Below are 21,219 nucleotides of genomic sequence, written 5' to 3' on the forward strand. Positions count from 1 at the left end.
TCTCGCTTACGGGGAGAGTGGTTCAGGGCTGGGCGAGCGGGTTGTCCACCATGCCGTGCATGACGTCGAACTCGGCGTCGCGCTCGGCGCGGTCGTGGAAACCTCCGCCCATGAGCTGCTCGCGGTTGAGCGCGACCCGCCCCACCTCGGGGGCCAGCAGGTCGAACCACGCGAAGCGCTCGGCCAGCTCGGGGAAGCGCTCGTGGTAGGCGACGACCTGCTCGCGGGCCAGCGCCCACAGCCGCTCCTCGGAGACGCCGAGCTGGCGCTGGACGATGTCGGCGAGGTAGCGCAGGTGTCCGGCGCAGATCGCTGACAGCACCGAGTGGGCCAGCTCGCCGGGCTCCCAGCGGTGCAGCATCGCGCGCACGTGGTCGGGGATCTCGGCGTACTCGGGCAGGTCGAAGGGGAGCAGTTCGACGTCGGAGCCGAAGTCCTTCAGGGCGATGCGCACCGGCACGTCGGCCTCGTCGAAGATCAGCACGACGTTCTCCCCGTGCGGGGTGAACGACGCGCCGTACCGGTACAGGTAGTGCAGCACGGGCGGGAACAGCGCCCCGACGAAGCGCCGCAGCCACTCCTCGGCGTCCAGCCCCGAGCGCTCCACCAGTTCGGCGACCACCGCCCGCCCGTCGGTGCCCTCCAGCAGCAGGCACGCCATGGTGCGGGCGCGCTCGTCCGCCGCCAGGCTGTTGTGCACCGGCTCGCGCCAGATCGCGCCCAACAGCTCGTTGAACCGGTAGGGCGCCCGGGGGAGGCGGTCGAAGACCGGGTGCGGGACGGTCGCGGAGGCGACCTCGCCCAGCATGACCACCCCGCACTCCTCTCGCAGGAAGTCGTCCCGCGCGACCAGCGACTGGAGCCAGGCACTGGTGTGCGGCGCACACGCGGTCTGGGTGCCCGACAACCCCCGCCACACCAGGGTGTTACGGATCATCAGCGGCACCTTGACGTTGCGCCGGTGCGGCCGGTCCAGGTTCATCAGGGTGCGGATGGACTGGAAGGGGCGGTAGCGGTCGCGGCTGCGGCCGAGCACGACCACCCGGCCCTGGGCGATCTCGGCGGCGAACAGCGGCGCCACGATCTCGTCCCACTGGAACGGGTGGACCGGCAGCCACAGGTAGGCGTCCGGGTCGCCGCCGCGGGCGCGCACGGTCCCGGCGAAGTCGGCGCGCTGGTCGGCGTCGAGTTCCTCCTCGACCAGGCGACGCCGGTCGGTGCCGGGCATGGTCTGGAAGCGGCCCAGGTCGGGGTGGACGGCGATCCACACCAGCTGGAAGGCCCCGCGCGCCTCGGGCGTGTACCGGTCGACGTCGGAGGCCGAGAAGCCGAGCCTGCCCTTGTTGAGGAACATGCACGGGTGCCCGGTCTGGTACCCCTCCAGGTCCTCGTAGGCCAGGTCGGCCAGGGCGGCGGCGCCCGGGGTGGTGGCCAGCAGGCGGGCGTCGGCGGTGTGGGTGGCCAGCAGGTCGCGGACCACGTCGGCCAGGGAGTCGCCGGGCAGGCCCACGGTCTCCTGGGCGTCGGTGACGAACACCGTGGGGTCCCAGGCCGGGGCGGCGCCCTCCGGGGTGGTCCGGGTCAGGGAGTGGGGGTCGAGGTGCCAGGAGCCGAACCCGCCCCGGCGGGCGGTGAACCGGTACTCGACGCCGCCGTCGACCGTCAGCGACCACGCGGGGTCGCCGTCGCCGTCCCCCTCGGCGGGGACGGGCACCACCATCTCCTCGTAGGCGGTCTCGGCGATGACCCGCGCGAGCAGGCGGCGGCCCGCCTCGCGCCAGTCGCGCGCGTCGGGGTGGTCGGCGGCCCCGGTCGCTTCGGGCGGCGCGGTGGTGTCAGTGGACATGCTGGTCCTCCTCCTCACGGTCCCGCGCGGACGGCTGGGGGTCGCGCGCGGTGCCGGGTGCGGGGTCGGTGGCGGTCGGGTGTGCGTGGACGGTGGCCGACGTGGGGGCCGCGTGGGACGCGTGGCGCTCGCCGGGGGTCTGGTGGGATCCCGGGCCGGGGTTGGCCTCCGGGGTCGCGGGGGCCTGTGAGGTCTCCGGGTCCTCGGGCGGGCCCTCGGGCAGGGCGATGAGCAGGAGGGACAGGACCGCGAACAGCGCGGCCCCAGCGGCCAGCGGCAGTGCGAGTCCGCTGGCGGCCAGCCCCGTCGCCAGCAGTGGGCTGATCAGGGTGGCGCTCACGCGCACGGTCTCCACTGCGGCGAAGGCCGGGCCGCGCGCCCGCGTGACCGCGAACACCCGCAGGTCCAGGGCGACGTGGCCCAGGCCGAGTCCGACGCCGAAGGCCACCCGGCCCAGGGCCAGGAGGGCCAGGTCCGGCGCAGGAACTGGACGAACAGCCCCAGCGCCGCGACCGCGCACGCGATCGGCAGCAGGGCCCGGCCCAGCACGGCGTGGACGCGGCCGGCGAACGGCAGCACCGCGAGCACGGTCAGCTGCGGCAGGAGGAACAGGGCGGCGGCCACCGTGGGGTCGATCCCCGAGTCCTCGGCGTACAGCGTGAAGAACGGCCGGACCACCAGGCGGGCCGACTCGGCGGCCAGCACGGCGGCGCACACCGCCACCAGCGGCAGCAGGGCCGGGCGCGCCCGGACACGGGCGGGGCGCGCGCCCGCGGCCGACCGGGACGGGGCCGTGCCGTCGGTCCCGGGCCGCTCGCGGTCCCTGACCGCGGGCTCGCCCGCCCGCCCGCGCGGCAGATGGCGGTGGCACAGCACCGCCAGCGCGACGTACAGCAGCGCGCACGCGGCGATGCCCCAGCGCGGGTTGGGCAGCGCCATGATCCCCGCGCCCAGGACGGTGGCGGTCACCGTCCCGACGTTGATGATGTAGGTGTGCGCGGTGACGTCGCGCATCCGGTCGCTTCCGCTGCCCACGAAGGCCGGGTAGGCCAGCGCGAAGGACATGGTGACCGCCACCTGCACCGCCGAGAGCACCGTGAAGACCGTGTAGGTCGGCGCGGCGGCGATCATCAGCTCCAGGGCGGCCGCCACCACCAGACCCCAGGTGACCAGCGACGCCATCGAGAAGCGGCGCGCCACCAGCCCCCACAGCGGCATCGCGACCAGTGCGGTGACCCGGCACACCCAGATGTAGGTGCCGGTCGCCGACATGTCCGTGACGCCGAACAGCCGCTCGAAGAGCTGGGGGTAGAAGGGGCTCAGGGCCACGTCCGAGACCAGGTGCAGGACGATGACGAGCAGGTACAGGCGGCGGAAGGCGGGGGCCGTCACTCGCGGTCCTGCGGGGCGTCGGGCGCGCCGAAGGACGTGAAGGCGGTCCGCTCGGGCAGCCGGTAGACGGTCCGGCCGGTGATGCTGTTGAGGATGGTGGCGGCCCGCCACGCGCCCAGGCCCAGGTCGGGGGCGCCGACGCCGTGCGTGTGCAGCTCGGCGTTCTGCACGTGGATCGGCGCGGTGAGCTCGGGATCGGTGCGCAGGCGGTGGTCGGCGTCGATCGCGAACCGGCCCCGCTCGTCGGTCTCGATGAGCTTCAGGACCGGCTCCAGGAAGTCCGGGCGGCGCTGGGCGTACCCGGAGGCGGCCACGACGCCGTCGGTGCGGGCGGTGAACACCCGGTCCTGCTCGCGGTGGCGGAAGGTCAGCGCCAGGCGGTCGCCGTCCTCGCGGGCCTCCAGCAGTTCGCACTGGGCGCGCAGGGTCACGTCGACCGGGGCTCCGCCCACGCCGCGCTCGTACAGCGCGTCGTGGATGTCGGAGACGGTGTCGGCGCTGATGCCCTTGTACAGCTGCCACTGGGAGGGCACCAGACGGTCCTTCACCGGCTGGGGCAGGGCGTGGAAGTAGCGGGTGTAGTCGGGGGTGAAGTGCTCCAGGCCGAGCTTGGAGTACTCCATCGGCGCGAACGCGGGGGAGCGGGTCAGCCAGTTGACCCGGGTGTCGGCGTGCGCGGGGGAGCGCAGCAGGTCGAGGAAGACCTCGGCGCCGGACTGCCCGGACCCGATCACGGTCAGGTCGCGCGCCCCGGCCAGACCCTGGGCCCGGTCCAGGTACTCGGCGGCGTGGAACACCCGTTCGCCCGCCAGGTCGCGCAGCGCCTCGGGCAGGACGGGTTCGGTGCCGATGCCCAGCACCAGGCGCGACCGCGCACGGTGTGCGCGGCGCCGGAGGAGTCCACGTGCTCGACGGTGAACACCCCGTCGTCGTGGCGCACCGAGCGGACCCGGGCGTCGAAGCGGCACGAGTCCAGGCCCTGGGCCGCCCAGCGGCAGTAGTCGTCGTACTCGCGGCGCGGCACGTGGAAGCTCTCGGTGAAGTAGAACGGGAAGAGCCGGTCGTGCTCGCGCAGATAGGACAGGAAGGACCACCGGCTGGTCGGGTCGACCAGGGTGACCAGGTCGGCGAGGAACGGCACCTGGAGGCGAGCGCCCTCCAACAGCAGGCCCGGGTGCCAGGAGAAGCCGGGGCGGGCTTCCAGGAAGCGGGCGCTGAAACCGGGGACGGCGTCGGCGAGAGCGGCCAGGGCCAGGTTGAACGGACCCAGGCCGACGCCCACGAGGTCGTGCACCCGCGGCGCGGCGCCGGATCCGTCGGCGGGGTTCTGGGCGGCGGTCATCGGGCGTCCTCCGGGTTCTGGACGGCGGCGGACTCGGTGTCGCCGGCGGCGACGACGAGGTCGAGCAGGGCAGCGGTGTCGTTGGGGGTGGTCTCGGGGTTGAGGAGGGTGAGCTTGAGCCAGACCCGTCCGCCGATGTGGGTGCGGCCCACCACGGCCTGCCCGCGTTCCATGAGGCGGCGGCGCAGCCGTGCGTTGACCAGGTCGGTGTCGGGGCCCGCGTCGTAGCGGAAGACGACGGTGGTCAGGGAGGGGGCCGCGGCCAGGGTCAGCTTCGGGGACGCGATCACCTGGGAACTGGCCGTCAGCGCCAGGGTGCGGCAGGCGTCCACCATGCGGCCCAGGCCCTCCCGGCCCAGCGCGCGCAGGGTGACGGCGATTTTGAACACGTCCGCGCGCCGGGTGGTGCGCAGCGAGTATCCGAGCAGACTGGGGTAGCCCGCCTCCTCGTCGTCGGTCGGGTTGAGGTAGGACACCGACCGTGACAGCGGCGCGAACGAGGCCCGCTCGCGGGTGAGCAGGACTCCGGCCGCCACCGGTTGCCAGCCGAGCTTGTGCAGGTCGAGACTGACCGAATCGGCGCGGCCGATGCCGTCCACCAGCCCGCGCAGCCGGTCGGAGAACAGCAGGCCGCCACCGTAGGCGGCGTCGACGTGCAACCACACGCCGTGCTCGGCCGCGATGTGCGCGATCGAGGACAGCGGGTCGATACCGCCCAGGTCGGTCGTGCCCGCCGTGGCCACGATCGCGACCGGCAGGTCGCCGTCCTCGCGCAGGCGGCGCAGGGTTCGGCGCAGGGCCTCGGGGCGCATGCGGTGGTCGGAGTCGACGGGGACGGTGACGACCGCCTCCTCGCCCAGGCCCAGCAGGGCGGCGGCGCGCTGGACGGAGAAGTGCGCGACCTCGCCGCACAGGATGCGGGGCAGAGCCCCGTTCGCGGCGGCTGCCACGCCCGTGCGGGTGGCGTCGAGGTCGGAGTGGGCGGCCAGCGCGTGGTCGCGGGCCAGGAGCAGCGCGGTCAGGTTGGACTCGGTGCCGCCGGAGGTGACCACACCGCCGGCCCGCTGCCCGTCGTATCCGGCCAGGTCGGCCAGTTCCGCGATGATTCGGGTCTCCAGGGCGGTCGCGGCCGGAGCCTGGTCCCAGGAGTCCAGGGACTGGTTGAGGATCGAGGCGACGGTGTCGGCGGCCACGGCGACGGCGAGCGGGGGGCAGTGCAGGTGGGCCGCGCAGTGCGGGTGGGCCGGGTCGGCGGCGCCCGCGGCGAGGGCGGTGGTGAGGCGGTGGAGCACCTCGGCGGAGCGGTCGGGGCCGTCGGGCTGGACGGTGTCCAGCGCGTCGGCGACCATCGCCGCCACCTGCTGCGGGGTCATGGCGGGCAGGGGGCCGCCACGGCGGGCCGAGGAGTCGACCAGGGCTCGGGCGGCGGAGTCGACGAGGGAGGCGACGGTGGCCGGTCCGCTGGTGGCCCCGGCGTGCCCGAGGGATCCGGCCAGAGCGGAGGGGGTGAGGTCGGGCAGGGGGCGGTCGGCGGCGTCGGTGACGGTCGTCGGGGGCCCGGTCCTGGGCGTGGTGCGCATGAGGCGTCAGAACTCCGTTTCTGTGACGGGTCGGCAACGCGCGGATGGGTGGGTGTGGGCAGGGGCCCGCACCGCGAACGGATGCTCGCTGGCGTCGGTGGGGTCGGGTGGTCGTGGCGGGGCCCGCCGACTCGGGCGGCGGACCGGTGCGGCCGGGGATCCGGCCCCAGCCACGGGCCCGACCGGAAGGGCTCGGGGCGGATCGTCAGGCGCGCAGCGGCATGACCAGACAGTGGTGGCGCCGCCAGCCGTCGTGCGGGGCCAGGTCGCCCACGTGCCGCCAGCCGTTGCGCAGGCTCAGGTTGAGGGCGTGGCGGTTGTCCTCGGCGACCAGCGACGCGGCGCGCTCCTCGGTCCGGCCGGACAGGAACAGCGGAAGGCCGCGCTCGACGAGCCCGCTGTGGCGGAAGGGGCTGCGGATGAGCGCCTCGCACACGGCCAGGGTGCGGCCGGGACGCTCGTCGGTCATGTCCTGGGCGTCCACGCCCGGGGCCGGGGTGAAACCGTCCCACCAGCGGTGGCGCCGGGGAGGGGGTAGCCGTAGACGAACCCGGCGAGTTCGCCGTCCGTGTGCCCGGCGGTCATCCGGAACCCGGGTCTGGCGGCGCTGAAGGCCAGCCGTTCGCCGAACGACGGGTCGTTGTGGTCGGGAAGGTGGAGGGCGTGGGCGTAGACCTCCTCGTAGGCCGAGACCCAGGGCGAGAGGTCGGCCAGGACGTCGGCGCCGGTGAGGTTGCTCAGGTCCAGCCGCGTGGTGGTCGGGGCTGAGGTGGCCATGGGGTCTCCTCGGTGGGGGATGGGGCGAACGGACAAGGAGGGCGGATCGGTCCGGGACGACCAGCACGTTTATTAGGGCAGGCTTACCTAATCATGTCAACCCTGCGAACGGGTGCCCGGCGCCACAGCCCCGACGAGCGCCGTGCGGGCGCTCACCGTCACACGCGGCGCACCCGGATGGGCCAGGAAGGCGGGCATCGCGAACTCGTGCCCGTAGCGCCCGCGTTCGGGAACACCAGCACGTCACCGGCGTGGACGGACTCCACCCGCACCTCACGCGCCAGCACGTCCTCGGGCGTGCACAGCTCCCCGGAGACGGTCACCGGCACTGCGGCCACCCCCGGTCGGGGCAGCGACGACGGCCATGCCCGCCCGGGCAGCACCGCGAAGTTGTGGCGGATCTCCCAGGAGGTCGGCAGCTGGAAGTGGTTGATCCCACCCCGCACCACCGCGAAGTGGCCGCCGTAGGCCGACTTCACGTCCGTCACACGCGCCGCGTACCAGCCGGTCGGCGCCGCGATCCACCGCCCCGGCTCGAAGACGACCTCCACACCCGGGTCGTCCAGCTCCGCGAGCGCCGCGCCGAACGCCGCCAGGTCGAAGGCGGTGTCGCCCTCCTCGAACGGCACGCCCAGCCCTCCGCCCACGTCCACGACCCGCAGGTCCACGCCCTGCGCCCTGGCCGTGGCGCGCGCCCACTCCAGACACCAGCGCACGTAGGCCGCGTGCGCGACGGCGTCGGTGTTGCCGCTGACCGCGTGCACGTGGAAGCCCACCAGGTCCAGACCGGGCAGCAGGGAGGCCGTGCGCAGCGCCGAGGGCACCAGCGGTTCGGGCACGCCGAACGGGCCGGGGGTCCCGCCCATGACCAACGCGCCGCTCACCGGCACCCGCTCGGGGTTCACCCGCAGCGTCACCGGAACGACCGTGCCCGCCTCCCGCGCCGCGGCCGAGATCCGGTGCAGCTCCAGCTCGCTCTCGGCGTTGACGACCACGTCCGCCCCCTCCTCGGCGCGCAACCTCGCCAGGCCGGCCAGCAGTTCGGGGGTCTTGCCCGGGCCGCTCACCGCGATCCGCCCCGGCCGCGGGCCGCGGCGGCGCTCGGCCAGCGAGGCGAGGCAGGCGCGCGCCTCGTGCAGCGACGCCGCCTCGAACCCGTCCACCGCCTCGGCCAGGTGGGCGAGCACGGGCGCGAACCCGTTGGACTTGGCGGCGAAGTACACCCGCGCCCATCCGGGCAGCGCGGCGCGCAGGGTCCGCGCGCGTTCGGCGGCCTGGCCGGGGTCGTAGACGTAGCCGGAGCCGGAACCGGCGGCGAGCGCGTGGGCGGCCTCGCGCACCCGCTCGGGAATCCGGTCGGCGGGCAGGCATGGGGCGTTCTCGAAGGAGCGGGGCGGTTCCACGGCGGGTCCTTCCGATGCGGTGTGCCGTCCCGGACACGCGGGGTGCCAGGAACCCGACACGGCGGAGGGGCCCGTCCGTCGACCGACGGACGGGCCCCGTGGACGGTCTCGACTGCTGGTGCGCTCGTCTGGCGCTCAGCGCTGCGGGTCGACCCCGAAGATCTCGGCCATGTCGTCGAGCACGGCGTGGGCGGCGATCAGGCCGACTCCGGAGATCCAGTGGGCGTCGTCGACCTCGGACTTGTCACCCTCCAGCTCGCCCCACAGCGGGCTGTTCGAGTACTCCTCCTGCTGCTCGGCGACACCGTCGGCGCCGTCGTCGTCGTAGGCGGCGACGAAGATGCGGTCGGCGTCCAGGTCGAGCAGACGCTCCTGGCTGTGGTAGGTGACGATGTCCTCGGCGCCGGTGGAGGTGCCCTCACCGGAGGGCAGGCCCAGGTCGTCCAGGATCACGCCGATGTAGGAGTTGCGCGTGTACAGGCGCACGCCCTCCGCGTCGCCGGCGAAACGCACGATCGAGACGGTGGGCGCCTCGCCGCCCTCGGCCTCGACGATCGCCTCGCCGATCGCGGCGGCCCGCTCCTCGAACTCGGTGATCAGGGCCTCGGCCTCCTCCTCGGCGCCCAGCGACTCGGCGGTCAGGCGCAGGTTGTCCTTCCACGTCGCGCCGGTGGTCTCCGACATGACGGTCGGCGCGACCTCGCTCAGCTGGTCGTATCCGTCGCCGTGGCGCACCTCGGCGGACAGGATCAGATCCGGCTGGGTCTGGGCGACCAGTTCGGGGCTGATGTCCCACAGCAGGCCGACCGGGACGGCCTGGTCGTGGGAGCCCGTGTTCCAGTCGCTGTCGACCAGGTAGCCGGGCAGCTCCTGGGCGTCCTCGGAGAAGGTCGTGAAGCCGACGACGTCGCCGCCCAGGGCGAGTGTGGCGTCGACGTAGGTGGAGTCCAGCGGCAGGACCCGTTCGGGGGCGTCCGGGATCTCGGTCGATCCCATGGCGTGCTCGACGGTGCGCGGGTAGCCCTCGGTGGAGCCGCCCTGGGCCGCGACGTCGTCGGAGCCTCGTCAGCGGGCCCGGCGGCGCCGCAGGCGGTGAGCAGGCTGACGGCGGCGGCGACGGCCACGGCGGGAAGGCCCGCGCGGCGCAGGAGGGTGGAGGATGTCATGAGGTAACTCGCAATCGGGGTCGGGACACGTCCTCGCGACCGTGCGAACGGGGGCAGCACTGTCGCCGGCGATGTGTTGTCCCAGGCTGGGACGTGGCAAACTTAGATCATCATCGTATGGCTAGGCAAACCTAAGTTAGGTTTGCCTGGCCCTCGTCATGAGGGGAGCAGTGGGTGAGTGACACCCCCGGGGCCGCAACGGTCGGCCCCGTCACCACGGCCGGTGGCCCCACCACCTCCGGCGCCGACGACCCCCCGCGCACGGGGGTGATCGCGCCCGCCGCGCCCGCCGCGTCGCCGGTCTGGGCCTGCTCGTCGCGGTGCTCGCGCTCGCGGCGCTGAGCAGCGTCCTGATCGGAGCCCGCACACTCGACCCCGGCACCGTCTGGCAGGCGCTGTCCCACGCGGCCGGTGACGAAGCCAACATCATCGTCAACGAGATCCGCCTGCCCCGCACCGCGCTCGGGCTGCTCGCCGGGATCAGCCTCGGCCTGGGCGGCGCCCTCATGCAGGGACACACACGCAACCCCCTGGGCGACCCCAGCATCCTCGGCGTCACCTTCGGCGCGGCCTTCGCGGTGGTCCTGGGGATCTACTTCCTCGACATCTCCGACCTGTGCACCCAGTCGTGGCTGGCGTTCGCGGGCGCCGGGGTCGCGGCCCTGGCGGTCTACCTCATCGGCTCCGTGCCCGGACGCGGACCCACGCCCATCACCCTGGCCCTGGCCGGAACCGCCGTGAGCTGGCTCATGTACTCGCTGGTCTCCGGAATCGTGCTGCTCGACCAGGCCACCATGGACGACTTCCGCTTCTGGAGAGTGGGATCGCTCACCGGGCGCGACCCCTCGGTCATCCCCCAGATGATCCCGTTCGTGGCCGTGGGGGTGCTCCTGGCCCTGGCCAACGCCCGCGCCCTCAACGCCCTGGCCCTGGGCGAGGACACCGCCCGCGCCCTGGGCTTTCGCGTCGGGCGGGCCCGGGCCACCGGCCTGGTCGCCATCACCCTGCTCACCGGTGTGACCGTCGCCGCATGCGGGCCCATCGCGTTCGTCGGGCTCATCGTCCCGCACCTGGCCCGGGCGATGGTCGGCTCCGACCACCGCTGGCTGCTGCCCTACTCCGCCCTGCTCGGCGCCATCCTGCTCATGGCCGCGACGTGGTCGGCCGTTTCCTGGCCCCGCCCGGGGAACTCCAGGTCGGTGTGGTGCTCGCCCTCCTGGGCGCCCCGTTCTTCGTCTACGTCGTCCGACGCAGGAGACTCCTCAGCCTATGAGTCCCACCCTCGTCCCCACCGACCCCCGCCCCCCGCGCCCGCGCGCCTGCGCGCGGTCCGCGCCCTGCGCGTGGGGCCGGTCGCGCTCCCCGTGCGCCCGAGGGCGCTCACGGTCTCCCTCCTGACCTGCGCGGCCATCCTCGTCCTGGTCAGCCTCAACCTGGCCATGGGCGACACCCCCGTCTCCATCCCGCAGGTCTGGGCCAACATCGTCGGCACCAGCGGCGACCAGTACTTCACCATCTGGCGGGTGCGCATGCCCCGCGTCGTGGTCGGACTGCTCGCCGGAGCCGCCCTGGCCGCGGCGGGCGCCATCACCCAGACGATCATGCGCAACCCCCTGGCCAGTCCCGACCTGCTCGGTGTCACCCACGGAGCGAGCGCGGGCGTGGTCGCGGTCATGGCCTTCGGCGGCAGCTACGGCATCGTCACCGGCCCCCTCGCCGACATCGGCGTGCCCGCCGTGGCCCTGGCGAGCGGCCTGGCCGCCGGAGTCGTGTGCTACGCGCTGGCCTGGCGCTCGGGTGTGGACGGCTACCGGCTGCTCCTGGTCGGCGTGGGCCTGTCCGCGGTCCTGATGAACATCACCCTGTGGATGCTCACCCTCGGCGAGGTCAGCGACAGCGGCCGCGCCATGGTGTGGATCGCGGGCAGCCTCAGCATGCGCACCTGGCCCGACGCCGTCCCCGTCGCCCTGGCCCTGCTCGTGTGCCTGCCCGCCGCCCTGGTCATGGCCCGCACCCTGGACGCGCTGGCCTACGGGGACGACGTCGCCCGGGGGCTGGGCGTGCGCGTGGAGCGGGGCCGGACCGCACTCCTAATCCTGGCGGTCCTGCTCGCCGCCTTCGGCACCTCGGCCGCCGGTCCCATCCTGTTCGTCGCCCTGGCCTCGCCGCAGATCGCCCTGCGCCTGGCTCGCGCGCCCCGCCCGCCGGTCCTGCTGTCCGCCCTGGTCGCGCCGGGCTCGTGTGCGGCGCCGACCTCATCGCCCGGAACCTGTTCGCGACCATCCAGCTCCCCGTGGGCGTGGTCACCGGCAGCCTGGGCGCCCTCTACCTCATCTACCTGCTCGTCCGCGGCAACCGAAAGGTCCAGGCTTGACCACGACCTCCAGCAACCCCACGCACGTCGACGCCCCCGCCGCCCAGCCCGAAGCCCGGGTCCGGCTCAGCGCCCGTGGCCTGACGCTCGCCTACGACGACCGCACCATCGTCGACGGTCTGGACGCCGACGTCGTCGAGGGCACCATCACCTGCGTCATCGGCCCCAACGGGTGCGGCAAGTCCACCATGCTGCGCGCCCTCGGGCGGCTCATGCGCCCCCGCGCGGGCGTGGTCGAACTCGACGGACGCGACATCCACCGCGCCCCCACCCGGGAGGTCGCCCAGGTCCTGGGCATCCTGCCGCAGCAGCCGACCGCGCCCGACGGCCTGACCGTCGCCGATCTCGTCGCCCGTGGCCGCCACCCCGCCCAGCGCTGGTACCGGCAGTGGTCGGGGGACGACCACCGCGCCGTCGCCGACGCGCTGTCCCAGACCGGTCTGCTGGAACTGGCCGACACACCGCTGGACGAACTGTCGGGCGGGCAGCGCCAGCGGGCGTGGATCTCGATGGTGCTGGCGCAGGGCACCGACCTGCTGCTGCTGGACGAGCCCACCACCTTCCTGGACCTCGTCCACCAGGTCGACGTGCTGGACCTGGTCCGCGACCTGCACCAGCAGGGCGGGCGGACGATCGTCATGGTGCTGCACGACCTCAACCTGGCCGCCCGCTACGCCGACACCGTCATCGCCATGCGCGAGGGAAGGGTGGTGGCGTGCGGGCCGCCCGCCGAGGTGCTGACGCCGGAGCTGCTGGCGGAGGCGTTCGGTCTGGAGGCCGTGGTCGTGGCGGACCCGGTGACCGGCGGGCCGATGGTCGTGCCCGTGGGGCGGAGCGGCCACGCGTCCTAGGTCGATACACCGGGGCCGGAGCGGAGCGGAGGACGCGCACGGAGAACACGGCCCCCGGGGGTCTGGCGCGGGACGTCCGGTTGCGCGAGGATCACGTTCGGTGCCGGCCACGAACGCCCGGGCGCCGGTAGCGCCGCCCACACAGGGATGGACGGGTGTTGTCAGGGCGTTCACCCTGGTTTCACCGTCGCGTGTGGAACCTCGGACAAGGTCGAGACCGGCCGGTGGACTCGCCCACCGGTTGACCAGCTTCGTCCTCCGCGTCGGCCACCGGTTCCCGCACGGGCGCGGCTCGGAGGAGCAGTCACGATCCCGAGGAGAACGTGTGTCCGAGTCCGCGCCCCGCCGCCGCACCCTGCCGTTGACCGGCCAGGTCGGAGGCGGGCGTTCCCGCGCCACGTGCAGACTGCGCTGCGGTGACGCCTGCTTCCACCCCGTACCCAACACGAGCGACAACGCCTACTTCGGCGACATCTTCCAGAACGTGGTCTCCCGGCGCGCCGCGCTCCGGACCAGCGCGGTCACCGCCGCGCCGGCGCCCTCGGATTCGCCGCACTGAGCCCCGCCCATGCCGGCCGCGCCCGGACCGACCCAAGCGCAACCCCCGCGCCACGTTCCGCGCCGTCGCGCCCAACGGCGACGACCAGGTCACCGTCCCCCGCGGGTACGAGCAGCACGTCGTCATCCGGTGGGGCGAGCCGGTCGTCCCCGGCGCGCCGGAGTTCGACATCGCCAACCAGTCCGCCGAGGCCCAGGCGCGGCAGTTCGGCTACAACTGCGACTACGTCGGCTTCCACGAGCTCGACGACGACCGCGCCCTGCTGTGGGTGAACCACGAGTACACCAACGAGGACATCATGTTCCCCGGGTACCCCGGCGGCGACGCGGCCGACCCCGAGCTCATTCGGATCGCCATGGCCGCGCACGGCGGTTCCCTGGTCGAGCTGCGACGGGTGGGCCGCACCGGGCAGTGGCGGCTCGCCGGGGGCGAGCGCCCCTTCAACCGTCGCGTCACCGCGACCACGCCCTTCCGCATCGCGGGCCCGGCCGCCGGGCACGAGCTGCTGCGCACCGAGGCCGACCCGGCGGGCGCCGAGGTCCTCGGCATGCTCAACAACTGCTCGGGCGGCATGACACCGTGGGGCACCTTCCTCAGCGGCGAGGAGAACTTCAACCAGTACTTCAACTCCGCGCCCGGCACCCGGGAGACCGACCGCTACGGGCTGCCCACGGGCGCGTCCGACCGCCGCTGGGACCGGGTGGACGAGCGCTTCGACCTGTCCAAGCACCCCAACGAGGCCAACCGGTTCGGCTACGTCGTCGAGATCGACCCGCTCGACCCGGAGTCCGCCCCCGTCAAGCGCACCATGCTCGGCCGCTTCAAGCACGAGGGCGCCAACACCCGCCTGACCGAGGACGGGCGCGTGGCCGTCTACATGGGCGACGACGAGCGCTTCGACTACATGTACAAGTTCGTCAGCGACGGCCGCTACGTCGAGGGCTCCCGCCGCCGCAACCTCACCCTCCTCGACTCGGGCACACTGTACGTGGCGCGGTTGGCGGGCGACAGCCCCGCCGAGGAGATCGACGGCTCCGGCGCGCTGCCCTCCGACGGAGAGTTCGACGGCACCGGCGAGTGGATCCCGCTGTGCAGCGCCACCGAGAGCTTCGTCGAAGGCTTCAGCGTCGCCGAGGTGCTCGTGCACACCCGTCTGGCCGCCGACGCCGCGGGCGCGACCAAGATGGACCGGCCCGAGGACTTCGAGGCCAGCCCGGTCACCGGCAAGGTCTACTGCGCGCTGACCAACAACTCCGCCCGCGAGCCAGGCCAGGCCGACGAGCCCAACCCGCGCGGTCCCAACCGCTACGGGCACATCCTGGAGATCGTCGAGGCCTGCGACGACGCCGGGGCGACCTCCTTCACCTGGAACGTCCCCATCGTCTGCGGCGACCCCGAGGACGACGACACCTACTTCGCGGGCTTCGACAAGTCCCGGGTCATGCCGATCTCCGCCCCGGACAACCTCGCCTTCGACGCTCGGGGCAACCTGTGGATCTCCACGGACGGCCAGCCCGGCAGCCTGGGCCACAACGACGCCCTGCACGTGGTGCCCGTCGAGGGCCGCTTCCGCGGCGAGCTCAAGACCTTCGCCACCGTCCCCGTGGACGCCGAGGCCTGCGGTCCGTTCGTCACCCCGGACAACAAGACCGTCTTCCTGGCTCCGCAGCATCCCGGAGACGGCGGTTCGTTCGACGCCCCCACCAGCACGTGGCCCGACGGCGACTTCCCGCGCCCGTCCGTGGTGTGCATCTGGCACTCCCACCGCCGCGACGTCGGCGAGTAGTCCGAACGCCGGGCCCGACCGTCCTCCGCGTCCCCGCCCAGGGCGAAGAACAGCCAGGTCAGCGCGTTCGCCCTGATCTGCGCGGTCCCGCCACCGGGGCGATCGCCCCGTGCCCCGGTCCCGTGCCCCGGACCGTCGGCGTCCAGGGCGCGGGGCCGCGCCAGGACGTGTTCCGCGCACACCTACCCTGCCGCGTGACGGGCGGCATCCACGGCGCAACCCCTCGATGAGTGAGCTCGATGTCTGAACTGGTTACGGACATGGCGAAGGGGGTGAGTTCAACCGGGGCGGTGCGCCGTGCGGTGGTGGCCTCCGTCCGGCACGAGGACACGCCCTACGACCGGTTGCTCATGGAGGGAGTGCCCAGGGACGAGGCCAGGGCGCGAATCGCTGACGTCATCGACCGCGTCCTGGCCGGGTGGTCCTGACCGTCCGGTGCGCCGCGCGGCGCGATCACCGACCAGGTCCCTCGGCTTCCTGCGGCCCTCCCCCCGTCCCCTGAGCCTCCTCCGGCGTCACCGTGACCGTGCCAGCCGTGCCGTCGACCGTGATCATCTGACCGGTCCGGATCGCGCGTGTCGCCTCACGCACACAGATCACGGCGGGGATTCCGTACTCGCGCGCCACCGTGGGACCGTGCGCGACCGGGGAGCCCGTCTCGGTGACCAGCCCGGCCGCCGTCATGAACAGCGGGGTCCACCCGGGGTCGGTGGTCGGCGCGACGAGGATCTCCCCGGGCTCGACGCGTGCCCCGGACGGGTCGCGGACCACCCGGGCGCGCCCGGTGGCCCGACCGGCCGCCGCGGGCATCCCCGGCAGCGTCCCCTCCCCGACCTCCGCGGGCGGCAGGATCGCCTCCACGTCGGTGCCGTCCGACAGCAGCAGAGCCGGGACGCGCGGCCGGCGCACCTCCCGGTCGTGGACGGCCCGCCGCTCGGTGACGAGGGAACGGTGGTCCACCCCGTCGTGCACGGCCGCGCGCACCTCGTCCAGGACCAGGAACACCACGTCGTCGGCCCGCTCCAGCAGGCTTCGCCGCACGAGGTCCTCGCCGACGAGCAGGAGTTGGCGGCGCGTCTCGGCGAACGGGATCAGCCAGGAGAACTTGGCGAGCTCACGCGACCCCGTGAGCTCGCGCGACCGTCGCATGGCGAAGGAGGCGATCCGCCCGCGGACCGGGCGCCGGGCGCGTCCGCGCAGCGACAGTTCGCTGATCGTCCTGCGAGCCCGCAGCGCCGCCCTGTCGAACCTGCGGTCGGGGGCCTGTTCGGGGTCCTCCACCCGCAGGTAGTTGGCGATGGCGGCGAACAACGGGGAGGGGTGCTCCGCCCAGCGCGGCGTGCCGATGTCGACCTCTGCCGCGGCGCGGTGGCCGTACACCTGCAGAAAGTCCGCCAGACCGATGTCGGGCAGAGCGCCCCGGAGGTACATGTCGCAAAGATCGGCCGGGTGGGTCTCCAGAAAGAGCGCACGGTGCTCGTCCGCGTTCCCGGCCACCCGCCACAGGGCCAGGTCCATCTCCGTGGTGACGTTGTGCGGCATTCCGCCGAGCACGGCGTCGAGTTCGTCCTCGCTGGCCACGCCGTTGAGTAGGGCCGAGGGCAGCGTGCCGAGGATGATCCCGGCGAAGGCGGGCCAGATCACCGCCATCATGGGGGCGCCCAGGATGGGGGCGTAGGCGTCCTCGCTGACGAAGGCGAGCCGCTGGGCCGCGGACGCCTCCGCGCCGGGGTGGGGCTGGTTCCGAAAGACCCGGAGCGCGCGGGTCACCCGGGCCCTGGCCTTGTCCGGACGGGCGATCGTCGCGGCGATGTGCGCCACGGTGGTCGGCAGGATCCGCGCACCGACCTCAAGGCGGGGCCCAGGGCGAAGGGCGGGCCCGGACGCGGGGGAAACCGCGGGTCCTCCAGGAGGTACTCGATCGAGCGCCTGACCCGCGGCCCGTAGATCTCCATCGCCCTCGGGAGCAGCCCGCGCACCGGCGCGCTGCGCATGACGTCGGTGAGGTCGAGGTACAGGCGCCCCCCGATGGGTGTGAGGGCCGATGTCCCCGCGCGTGGGTCGGTGTCGATGCCGTGGAAGGAGCACCACCTCGCCCAGACACGCGTCATGCAGTCCATGCCCATGGGGGTGAACGGCCGGAGCATGCCCTGCATGTGCCCGGCCTCCAGGTACACGCGCGGCCCCGGCTTCCCGGCGTCCGGGGGCAGGGGGAAGAGAGTGGTGATCGGCCGGGATTGGAGCAGCCACAGGACTCCGTCCGCGTCGTAGGCCCACTCCACGTCCTGCGGTGATCCGAAGTGCTCGCCCAGGCGCCTGCCCGCCGCGCGCAGTTCCTCCAGTCGCGCCGCGGTCAGGCAGCCGCCCTCGATCACCGCAGCCGGTTCGCCGTCCACCAGGACGTGGTGGTCGGGGGTGACGCTTCCGTCGACCACGGCCGTGCCAGGCCCGCGGGCGGCGTCCACGACCATCCGGGACCGGCCGCCGGTGAGCGGGTCGGCGGTGAACAGGACGCCCGCGACCGTCGCGTCGACCATGCGCTGCACGACGACCGCCATGCGCGTGTCCGCGCGGTCGACTCCGGCGGCCTCCCGGTAGGCGACCGCGCGCTCGGAATCCAGTGACGCCCAGCACCGGCGCACCGCCTCGACCAGGGCGTCGGCGCCGCGCACGTCGAGCACGGTGTCCTGCTGCCCGGCGAAACTGGCGTCGGGCAGGTCCTCGGCCGTGGCGCTGGAGCGCACGGCGACCGGCCCGCCGCCCAGACGCTCGTAGGCGGCGGCGAGATCGTCGGCGGGAACCGTACCGGAGGCGTGCGCCTCCACGGTCAGGCAGAAGCCCGGCGGCACCCGCTCTCCCGACGCGATCATCTCACCGAGACCGGCGGCCTTGCCGCCCACCGACTCGAACATGCCGGCGTCGATCCGGTCGAGTCCGATCACGTTCATCCCGAAGCCTCCTCGCGCACTCCGCCGGACGCCCGTCGTGGCCGCCGCACCGGTAGCCGCTGTTGAGCAATGAACCTACGCCTGCGCGCCGCACACGTCGAGGGGTGGGCGACCGCCTGAGCACGGCCTTTGCGACGCCCGTCCAGGCATGGTCGAATCGTGGTGCCCCGTTCGGCCCGAGCGTGGAAGGACCCTCCGTGAACGTTCGCCCCCCGTGGTGGGTGCATCCGGTCAACGCCCTGATCGCCCCGGCGGCCGGGAGGCGGCCACGCTCTCCCGAACGGTCCTTCGAAGCCGCGATGCGCGCCGCCTCCCGGACCAGCGGGCTTCCCTGGCTCACCGACGAGCCCTTCCTCTCCGACCTGCGGGTCCTGCACGATGCCTGGCACGAGGTTCCCGACCTCACCCCGATCGGCCGGATCGCCGTCCAGGCCGAGATTCGTCGACACCTGGCGACGCGCCTGCGGATGCTCCACCTGCTCGACGTCCACCCGGAGGTCGCCGAAGAGCCGATCGACCGGCCGGTGGTCATCACGGGTCTGCCCAGGACCGGCACCACGTTCGGGCACGGGCTCCTGGCCCAGCGCGCGGACGTGCGCGCCCCGAGACTGTGGGAACTGTGGAGTCCCGTTCCCGACACCGGCAGGCCGGGGGAGCGCACCCTGAGCCGACGCCGGCGCCTGGCCGCGGCGCGTACCCGGGTCCGGTCCTTTGACGCGATGATCCCCGGCTTCCAGACCATCCACCCGATGCACCCGCTCGAACCTGAGGAGTGCGTCTTCGCGCTCCCGCACAGCCTGGGCCACCACGTGCGCGCGCCCGTCCCGGGCTACCGGGCGTGGTTCGAGCGCCGTGACACCGTGCCCGACTACCTCCACCTCAGACGCCAACTCCAGGCTCTGCAATGGAGAAGGAAACGGCGGCGCTGGGTGCTCAAGTCACCGTTCCACCTGCTGACCCTGGACGCCCTGCTCACGGTCTTCCCCGACGCCACGGTGGTGCTGACCGACCGCGACCCGGCGCGCGCCATGGCGTCGTGGGGCAGCCTGGCCGAAGCCGGGATGAGCGCGCACTGCGCCGACGTGAACCCCCGGTGGATCGGCCGGGAGTGGTTGGAGATCTGGTCACGGGGCGCGGAGCGGGCCAGGGCGGTCCGCCGCGCCCACGACCCCGAACGCTTCCTCGACATGCCCTACGGCGAGCTGACCGCCGACCCGGTCGGGACGGCCGAACGACTCTGGCGGCGCATGGGCGAGGGCTTCGACGCCGACTGCCGCGCGCGGGTGCTCGCCTACACCCGGCGCGACCGCAGGAAGGATCCGGGCGGACACCGGTACGGTCTCGACCGCTACGGTCTGGACCCCGACCGGGTGCGCGCCGCGTTCGGGCCCGACCCGAGGTCGGGGCCGAACGCGGCTGAGAGTCCGCGGCGTACCCGCCCAGCTCGCGGGTGTGGCGGCGAACCCGGCGCCGTCGTGCCGGGTGCACCTCCTCCAGAGGCACGACGGTGGTGCCCGAGAGCGGTCCGTAGACGAGTCCGGCCAGGTCACCGACCCGCTCGACCTCGCCCTCCGTGCCCGGGGGCGTCGGGGACAGGTCCTTGACCGCGGTGTCCGGACCGTAGGACTTCCCCCCCCAGGAGCACGACCCGCCCGGGGCCCTGCGCCTCCCCGGGGAGCACAGGGCCCCGGACGGCTCACCGGTGGGGGGATGGGTGGTCTGGTTGCGGGGTTCTGGGGGGTTGGGGATGGGTGCCGTGCCGGTCGGGTCACCACGGAGGGTCCAGGGCCACCGTTTCCGCCCGGCTTCGCCACAGGGTCTGCTCAGGGGTCGAACCGCCATCGGGTGGGGCCGTGCGGCGCGTCGTCGGAGGGGAAGGCGTAGACCGTCGTGGGGATCACGGTGTACACCGCGTACGGCGGGGGACCGGCGGTCGGCGCCCCCTCCGCTCCGGTCAGCGCCCCGTCACCGGCCTCCGGAGCCCAGCCGTACCGCTCGGCGTAGGCGTGGGCGACGCGGCGCACGCGGTCGGGGTCCGCCACCCGCTGCGCCGACCCCTCCACCACCAGATCCATGCCGCCCGCCTGGAAGGCCAGGCTCACCTGGGGCGCCGCCGACAGCAGCCCCGCCTTGACCGTGTTCTCGCCCGAGGCGAACCACGGCTGGCCGGACACCCACACCGCGAGTACCGGGCGGGTGTGCGGGCGGTGGTCGGCGCGGGGCACCGACAGCCAGTAGGTGCCGGTGTGGCTTTCCAGGAGGGGAAGGGCCTCGGCCCACGATCCGGGCACGCCGCCCGTCAGGGCCTCGGCGCGGGGCGTCTGGGGTGTCACGGGGCCATCCCTTCGATTGCTCAGGTGTGTGCGGACCACGCTAGACCGGGGGAGTGACGCCTTCGGGGAACCGCGCGCGGCCAGTCTGAAGGCGTGCGTCCGATGCGCGTGGCCCGCCTCACGTGCGCGGCGGGCCGCCGTTCCTGGGGCCGGCGCGGACGTGCACGCGCTCGCCCTGTCTGCCGAAGAGACTGAGGATTTCGGCGGGGCCCTCACCGTCGGTGCCGAACCAGTGGGGGAGCCGGGTGTCGAACTCGGCGGCCTCTCCCGAGGTGAGAAGAATGTCGTGGTCGGCCAGAATCAGGCGCACCCGTCCGGAGAGCACGTAGAACCACTCATAGCCCTCGTGCTCGCGGGGCTCGGGAGCGCTGCGCCGGGCGGGCAGGATTATCTTGAAGGCCTGCAACGGCCCGGGGAAGGCGGTCAGCGGAACCACCGTGCTTCCGTGGACGCGCCTCGGCCGGAGCCGCACGCGCGGATCGCCGACCTCGGGCGCGCCGGCCAACTCGTCCAGGGGAACCTGATGGGCCTGGGAGATCGGCAGCAGGAGTTCGAGGCTGGGGCGGCGCTGGCCCAACTCCAGCCGGGACAGGGTGCTCCGGGAGATACCGGTGAGTTCCGACAGCGCGGCCAACGTCAGACCTCGGTCGGTGCGCAGCCGACGCAGCCGGGGACCGACCTCGGACAGGCGCGGGTGATGGCGTCGGGATCGTGCACGCCTCCATCCCACCCGCTCGGCACGGATGTGGCAAACGCGCGTGCCGTTTCCGGGAAGGCGGGGCGTGGCGGGGCGGGGACGGCGGTTCGGCGGCGCGCGTCCCGGAACCGGCAACGGAAGTTGCACCGCTCAGGAGGCCCGCGC

Annotated in this window: 17 protein-coding genes and 4 pseudogenes; 8 read left to right on the forward strand and 13 right to left on the reverse strand. The window is 73.6% G+C overall.

Going from position 1 to position 21,219, the window contains the following annotated elements:
• Positions 1–22: 22 nt before the first annotated feature.
• The 9 genes and pseudogenes from BJF83_RS03930 to BJF83_RS03965 form a co-directional block, all read right to left on the reverse strand.
• Positions 23–1,846 carry an IucA/IucC family siderophore biosynthesis protein gene (locus BJF83_RS03930; protein WP_083678402.1) on the reverse strand — a complete coding sequence of 608 codons (1,824 nt, stop codon included), beginning with the start codon at positions 1,844–1,846 and terminating at the stop codon, positions 23–25.
• Positions 1,836–2,186: a hypothetical protein gene (locus BJF83_RS03935; RefSeq protein WP_143831777.1), complete on the reverse strand. Its 351-nt coding sequence runs from the start codon at positions 2,184–2,186 to the stop codon at positions 1,836–1,838. The genes BJF83_RS03930 and BJF83_RS03935 overlap by 11 nt, the downstream gene beginning before the upstream one ends.
• Positions 2,183–3,238: an MFS transporter gene (locus BJF83_RS03940; RefSeq protein ID WP_075925212.1), complete on the reverse strand. Its 1,056-nt coding sequence runs from the start codon at positions 3,236–3,238 to the stop codon at positions 2,183–2,185. The genes BJF83_RS03935 and BJF83_RS03940 overlap by 4 nt, the downstream gene beginning before the upstream one ends.
• Positions 3,235–4,580: pseudogene (locus BJF83_RS30860) on the reverse strand (lysine N(6)-hydroxylase/L-ornithine N(5)-oxygenase family protein). Before BJF83_RS30860 ends, BJF83_RS03940 begins: the two are co-directional and overlap by 4 nt.
• Positions 4,577–6,160 (reverse strand): pyridoxal-dependent decarboxylase, encoded by a 1,584-nt coding sequence (locus tag BJF83_RS03950; RefSeq protein ID WP_083678403.1) that lies wholly within the window; start codon positions 6,158–6,160, stop codon positions 4,577–4,579. Before BJF83_RS03950 ends, BJF83_RS30860 begins: the two are co-directional and overlap by 4 nt.
• A 205-nt stretch (positions 6,161–6,365) precedes the next feature.
• A complete protein-coding gene (locus tag BJF83_RS28430; RefSeq protein WP_262391296.1) occupies positions 6,366–6,629 on the reverse strand; it encodes a hypothetical protein in 264 nt (87 codons plus the stop codon).
• Positions 6,626–6,937, reverse strand: coding sequence for a hypothetical protein (locus tag BJF83_RS28435; RefSeq protein ID WP_262391297.1), 312 nt, complete (start codon positions 6,935–6,937; stop codon positions 6,626–6,628). Before BJF83_RS28435 ends, BJF83_RS28430 begins: the two co-directional genes overlap by 4 nt.
• Positions 6,938–7,095: 158 nt before the next feature.
• Positions 7,096–8,340 (reverse strand): alanine racemase, encoded by a 1,245-nt coding sequence (locus BJF83_RS03960; protein ID WP_262391298.1) that lies wholly within the window; start codon positions 8,338–8,340, stop codon positions 7,096–7,098.
• Between the two features lie 135 nt (positions 8,341–8,475).
• The gene (locus BJF83_RS03965; RefSeq protein ID WP_262391299.1) at positions 8,476–9,336 is read right to left on the reverse strand and encodes an iron-siderophore ABC transporter substrate-binding protein; all 861 of its coding nucleotides are present in this window, start codon (positions 9,334–9,336) and stop codon (positions 8,476–8,478) included.
• A 490-nt stretch (positions 9,337–9,826) separates the two neighbouring features.
• On the opposite strand from BJF83_RS03965, the pseudogene BJF83_RS03970 reads away from it, so the two are divergent.
• The 7 genes and pseudogenes from BJF83_RS03970 to BJF83_RS03990 all read left to right on the forward strand — a co-directional run.
• Positions 9,827–10,618: pseudogene (locus BJF83_RS03970) on the forward strand (FecCD family ABC transporter permease); the annotation flags it as partial.
• A 44-nt stretch (positions 10,619–10,662) separates the two neighbouring features.
• A complete protein-coding gene (locus tag BJF83_RS28440) occupies positions 10,663–10,779 on the forward strand; it encodes an iron chelate uptake ABC transporter family permease subunit (RefSeq protein ID WP_262391300.1) in 117 nt (38 codons plus the stop codon).
• 166 nt (positions 10,780–10,945) lie between these two features.
• Positions 10,946–11,677 (forward strand): annotated as a pseudogene (locus BJF83_RS28445) (FecCD family ABC transporter permease); the annotation flags it as partial.
• Between the two features lie 68 nt (positions 11,678–11,745).
• Positions 11,746–11,880, forward strand: coding sequence for an iron chelate uptake ABC transporter family permease subunit (locus BJF83_RS28450; protein ID WP_262391301.1), 135 nt, complete (start codon positions 11,746–11,748; stop codon positions 11,878–11,880).
• Positions 11,877–12,731 (forward strand): ABC transporter ATP-binding protein, encoded by an 855-nt coding sequence (locus BJF83_RS03980; RefSeq protein WP_075925213.1) that lies wholly within the window; start codon positions 11,877–11,879, stop codon positions 12,729–12,731. The genes BJF83_RS28450 and BJF83_RS03980 overlap by 4 nt, the downstream gene beginning before the upstream one ends.
• A 325-nt stretch (positions 12,732–13,056) precedes the next feature.
• Positions 13,057–15,076: pseudogene (locus tag BJF83_RS03985) on the forward strand (PhoX family protein).
• A 239-nt stretch (positions 15,077–15,315) separates the two neighbouring features.
• Entirely contained in the window at positions 15,316–15,504 is a 189-nt protein-coding gene (locus BJF83_RS03990) for a DUF2293 domain-containing protein (protein ID WP_394329291.1), read from the forward strand.
• 25 nt (positions 15,505–15,529) lie between these two features.
• Here BJF83_RS03990 and BJF83_RS30320 read toward each other — a convergent pair whose 3' ends face one another.
• Complete coding sequence (locus BJF83_RS30320; protein WP_316042196.1) at positions 15,530–16,897, reverse strand: PEP-utilizing enzyme; 1,368 nt, start codon at positions 16,895–16,897, stop codon at positions 15,530–15,532.
• Positions 16,843–18,024 carry a PEP/pyruvate-binding domain-containing protein gene (locus BJF83_RS30325; RefSeq protein WP_316042197.1) on the reverse strand — a complete coding sequence of 394 codons (1,182 nt, stop codon included), beginning with the start codon at positions 18,022–18,024 and terminating at the stop codon, positions 16,843–16,845. The genes BJF83_RS30320 and BJF83_RS30325 overlap by 55 nt, the downstream gene beginning before the upstream one ends.
• Positions 18,025–18,221: 197 nt before the next feature.
• Here BJF83_RS30325 and BJF83_RS04000 point away from each other — a divergent pair, with 197 nt between their 5' ends.
• Positions 18,222–19,628 (forward strand): sulfotransferase, encoded by a 1,407-nt coding sequence (locus BJF83_RS04000; RefSeq protein ID WP_083678404.1) that lies wholly within the window; start codon positions 18,222–18,224, stop codon positions 19,626–19,628.
• 219 nt (positions 19,629–19,847) lie between these two features.
• Here BJF83_RS04000 and BJF83_RS04005 read toward each other — a convergent pair whose 3' ends face one another.
• Positions 19,848–20,357 (reverse strand): pyridoxamine 5'-phosphate oxidase family protein, encoded by a 510-nt coding sequence (locus BJF83_RS04005; RefSeq protein ID WP_075925215.1) that lies wholly within the window; start codon positions 20,355–20,357, stop codon positions 19,848–19,850.
• Positions 20,358–20,475: 118 nt separating this feature from the next.
• Complete coding sequence (locus BJF83_RS04010; protein WP_262391302.1) at positions 20,476–20,991, reverse strand: helix-turn-helix domain-containing protein; 516 nt, start codon at positions 20,989–20,991, stop codon at positions 20,476–20,478.
• Positions 20,992–21,219 lie beyond the last annotated feature (228 nt).

The sequence above is a fragment of the Nocardiopsis sp. CNR-923 genome (assembly GCF_001942255.1).
GTDB lineage: Bacteria > Actinomycetota > Actinomycetes > Streptosporangiales > Streptosporangiaceae > Nocardiopsis.

Coding starts and splice junctions, on each gene's coding strand:
- BJF83_RS03930 (WP_083678402.1), bottom strand. CDS start 1,846: ATGTCCACTGACACCACCGCGCCGCCCGAAGCGACCGGGGCCGCCGAC.
- BJF83_RS03950 (WP_083678403.1), bottom strand. CDS start 6,160: ATGCGCACCACGCCCAGGACCGGGCCCCCGACGACCGTCACCGACGCC.
- BJF83_RS28430 (WP_262391296.1), bottom strand. CDS start 6,629: ATGACCGACGAGCGTCCCGGCCGCACCCTGGCCGTGTGCGAGGCGCTC.
- BJF83_RS28435 (WP_262391297.1), bottom strand. CDS start 6,937: ATGGCCACCTCAGCCCCGACCACCACGCGGCTGGACCTGAGCAACCTC.
- BJF83_RS03965 (WP_262391299.1), bottom strand. CDS start 9,336: ATGGGATCGACCGAGATCCCGGACGCCCCCGAACGGGTCCTGCCGCTG.
- BJF83_RS03990 (WP_394329291.1), top strand. CDS start 15,316: ATGTCTGAACTGGTTACGGACATGGCGAAGGGGGTGAGTTCAACCGGG.
- BJF83_RS30325 (WP_316042197.1), bottom strand. CDS start 18,024: ATGAACGTGATCGGACTCGACCGGATCGACGCCGGCATGTTCGAGTCG.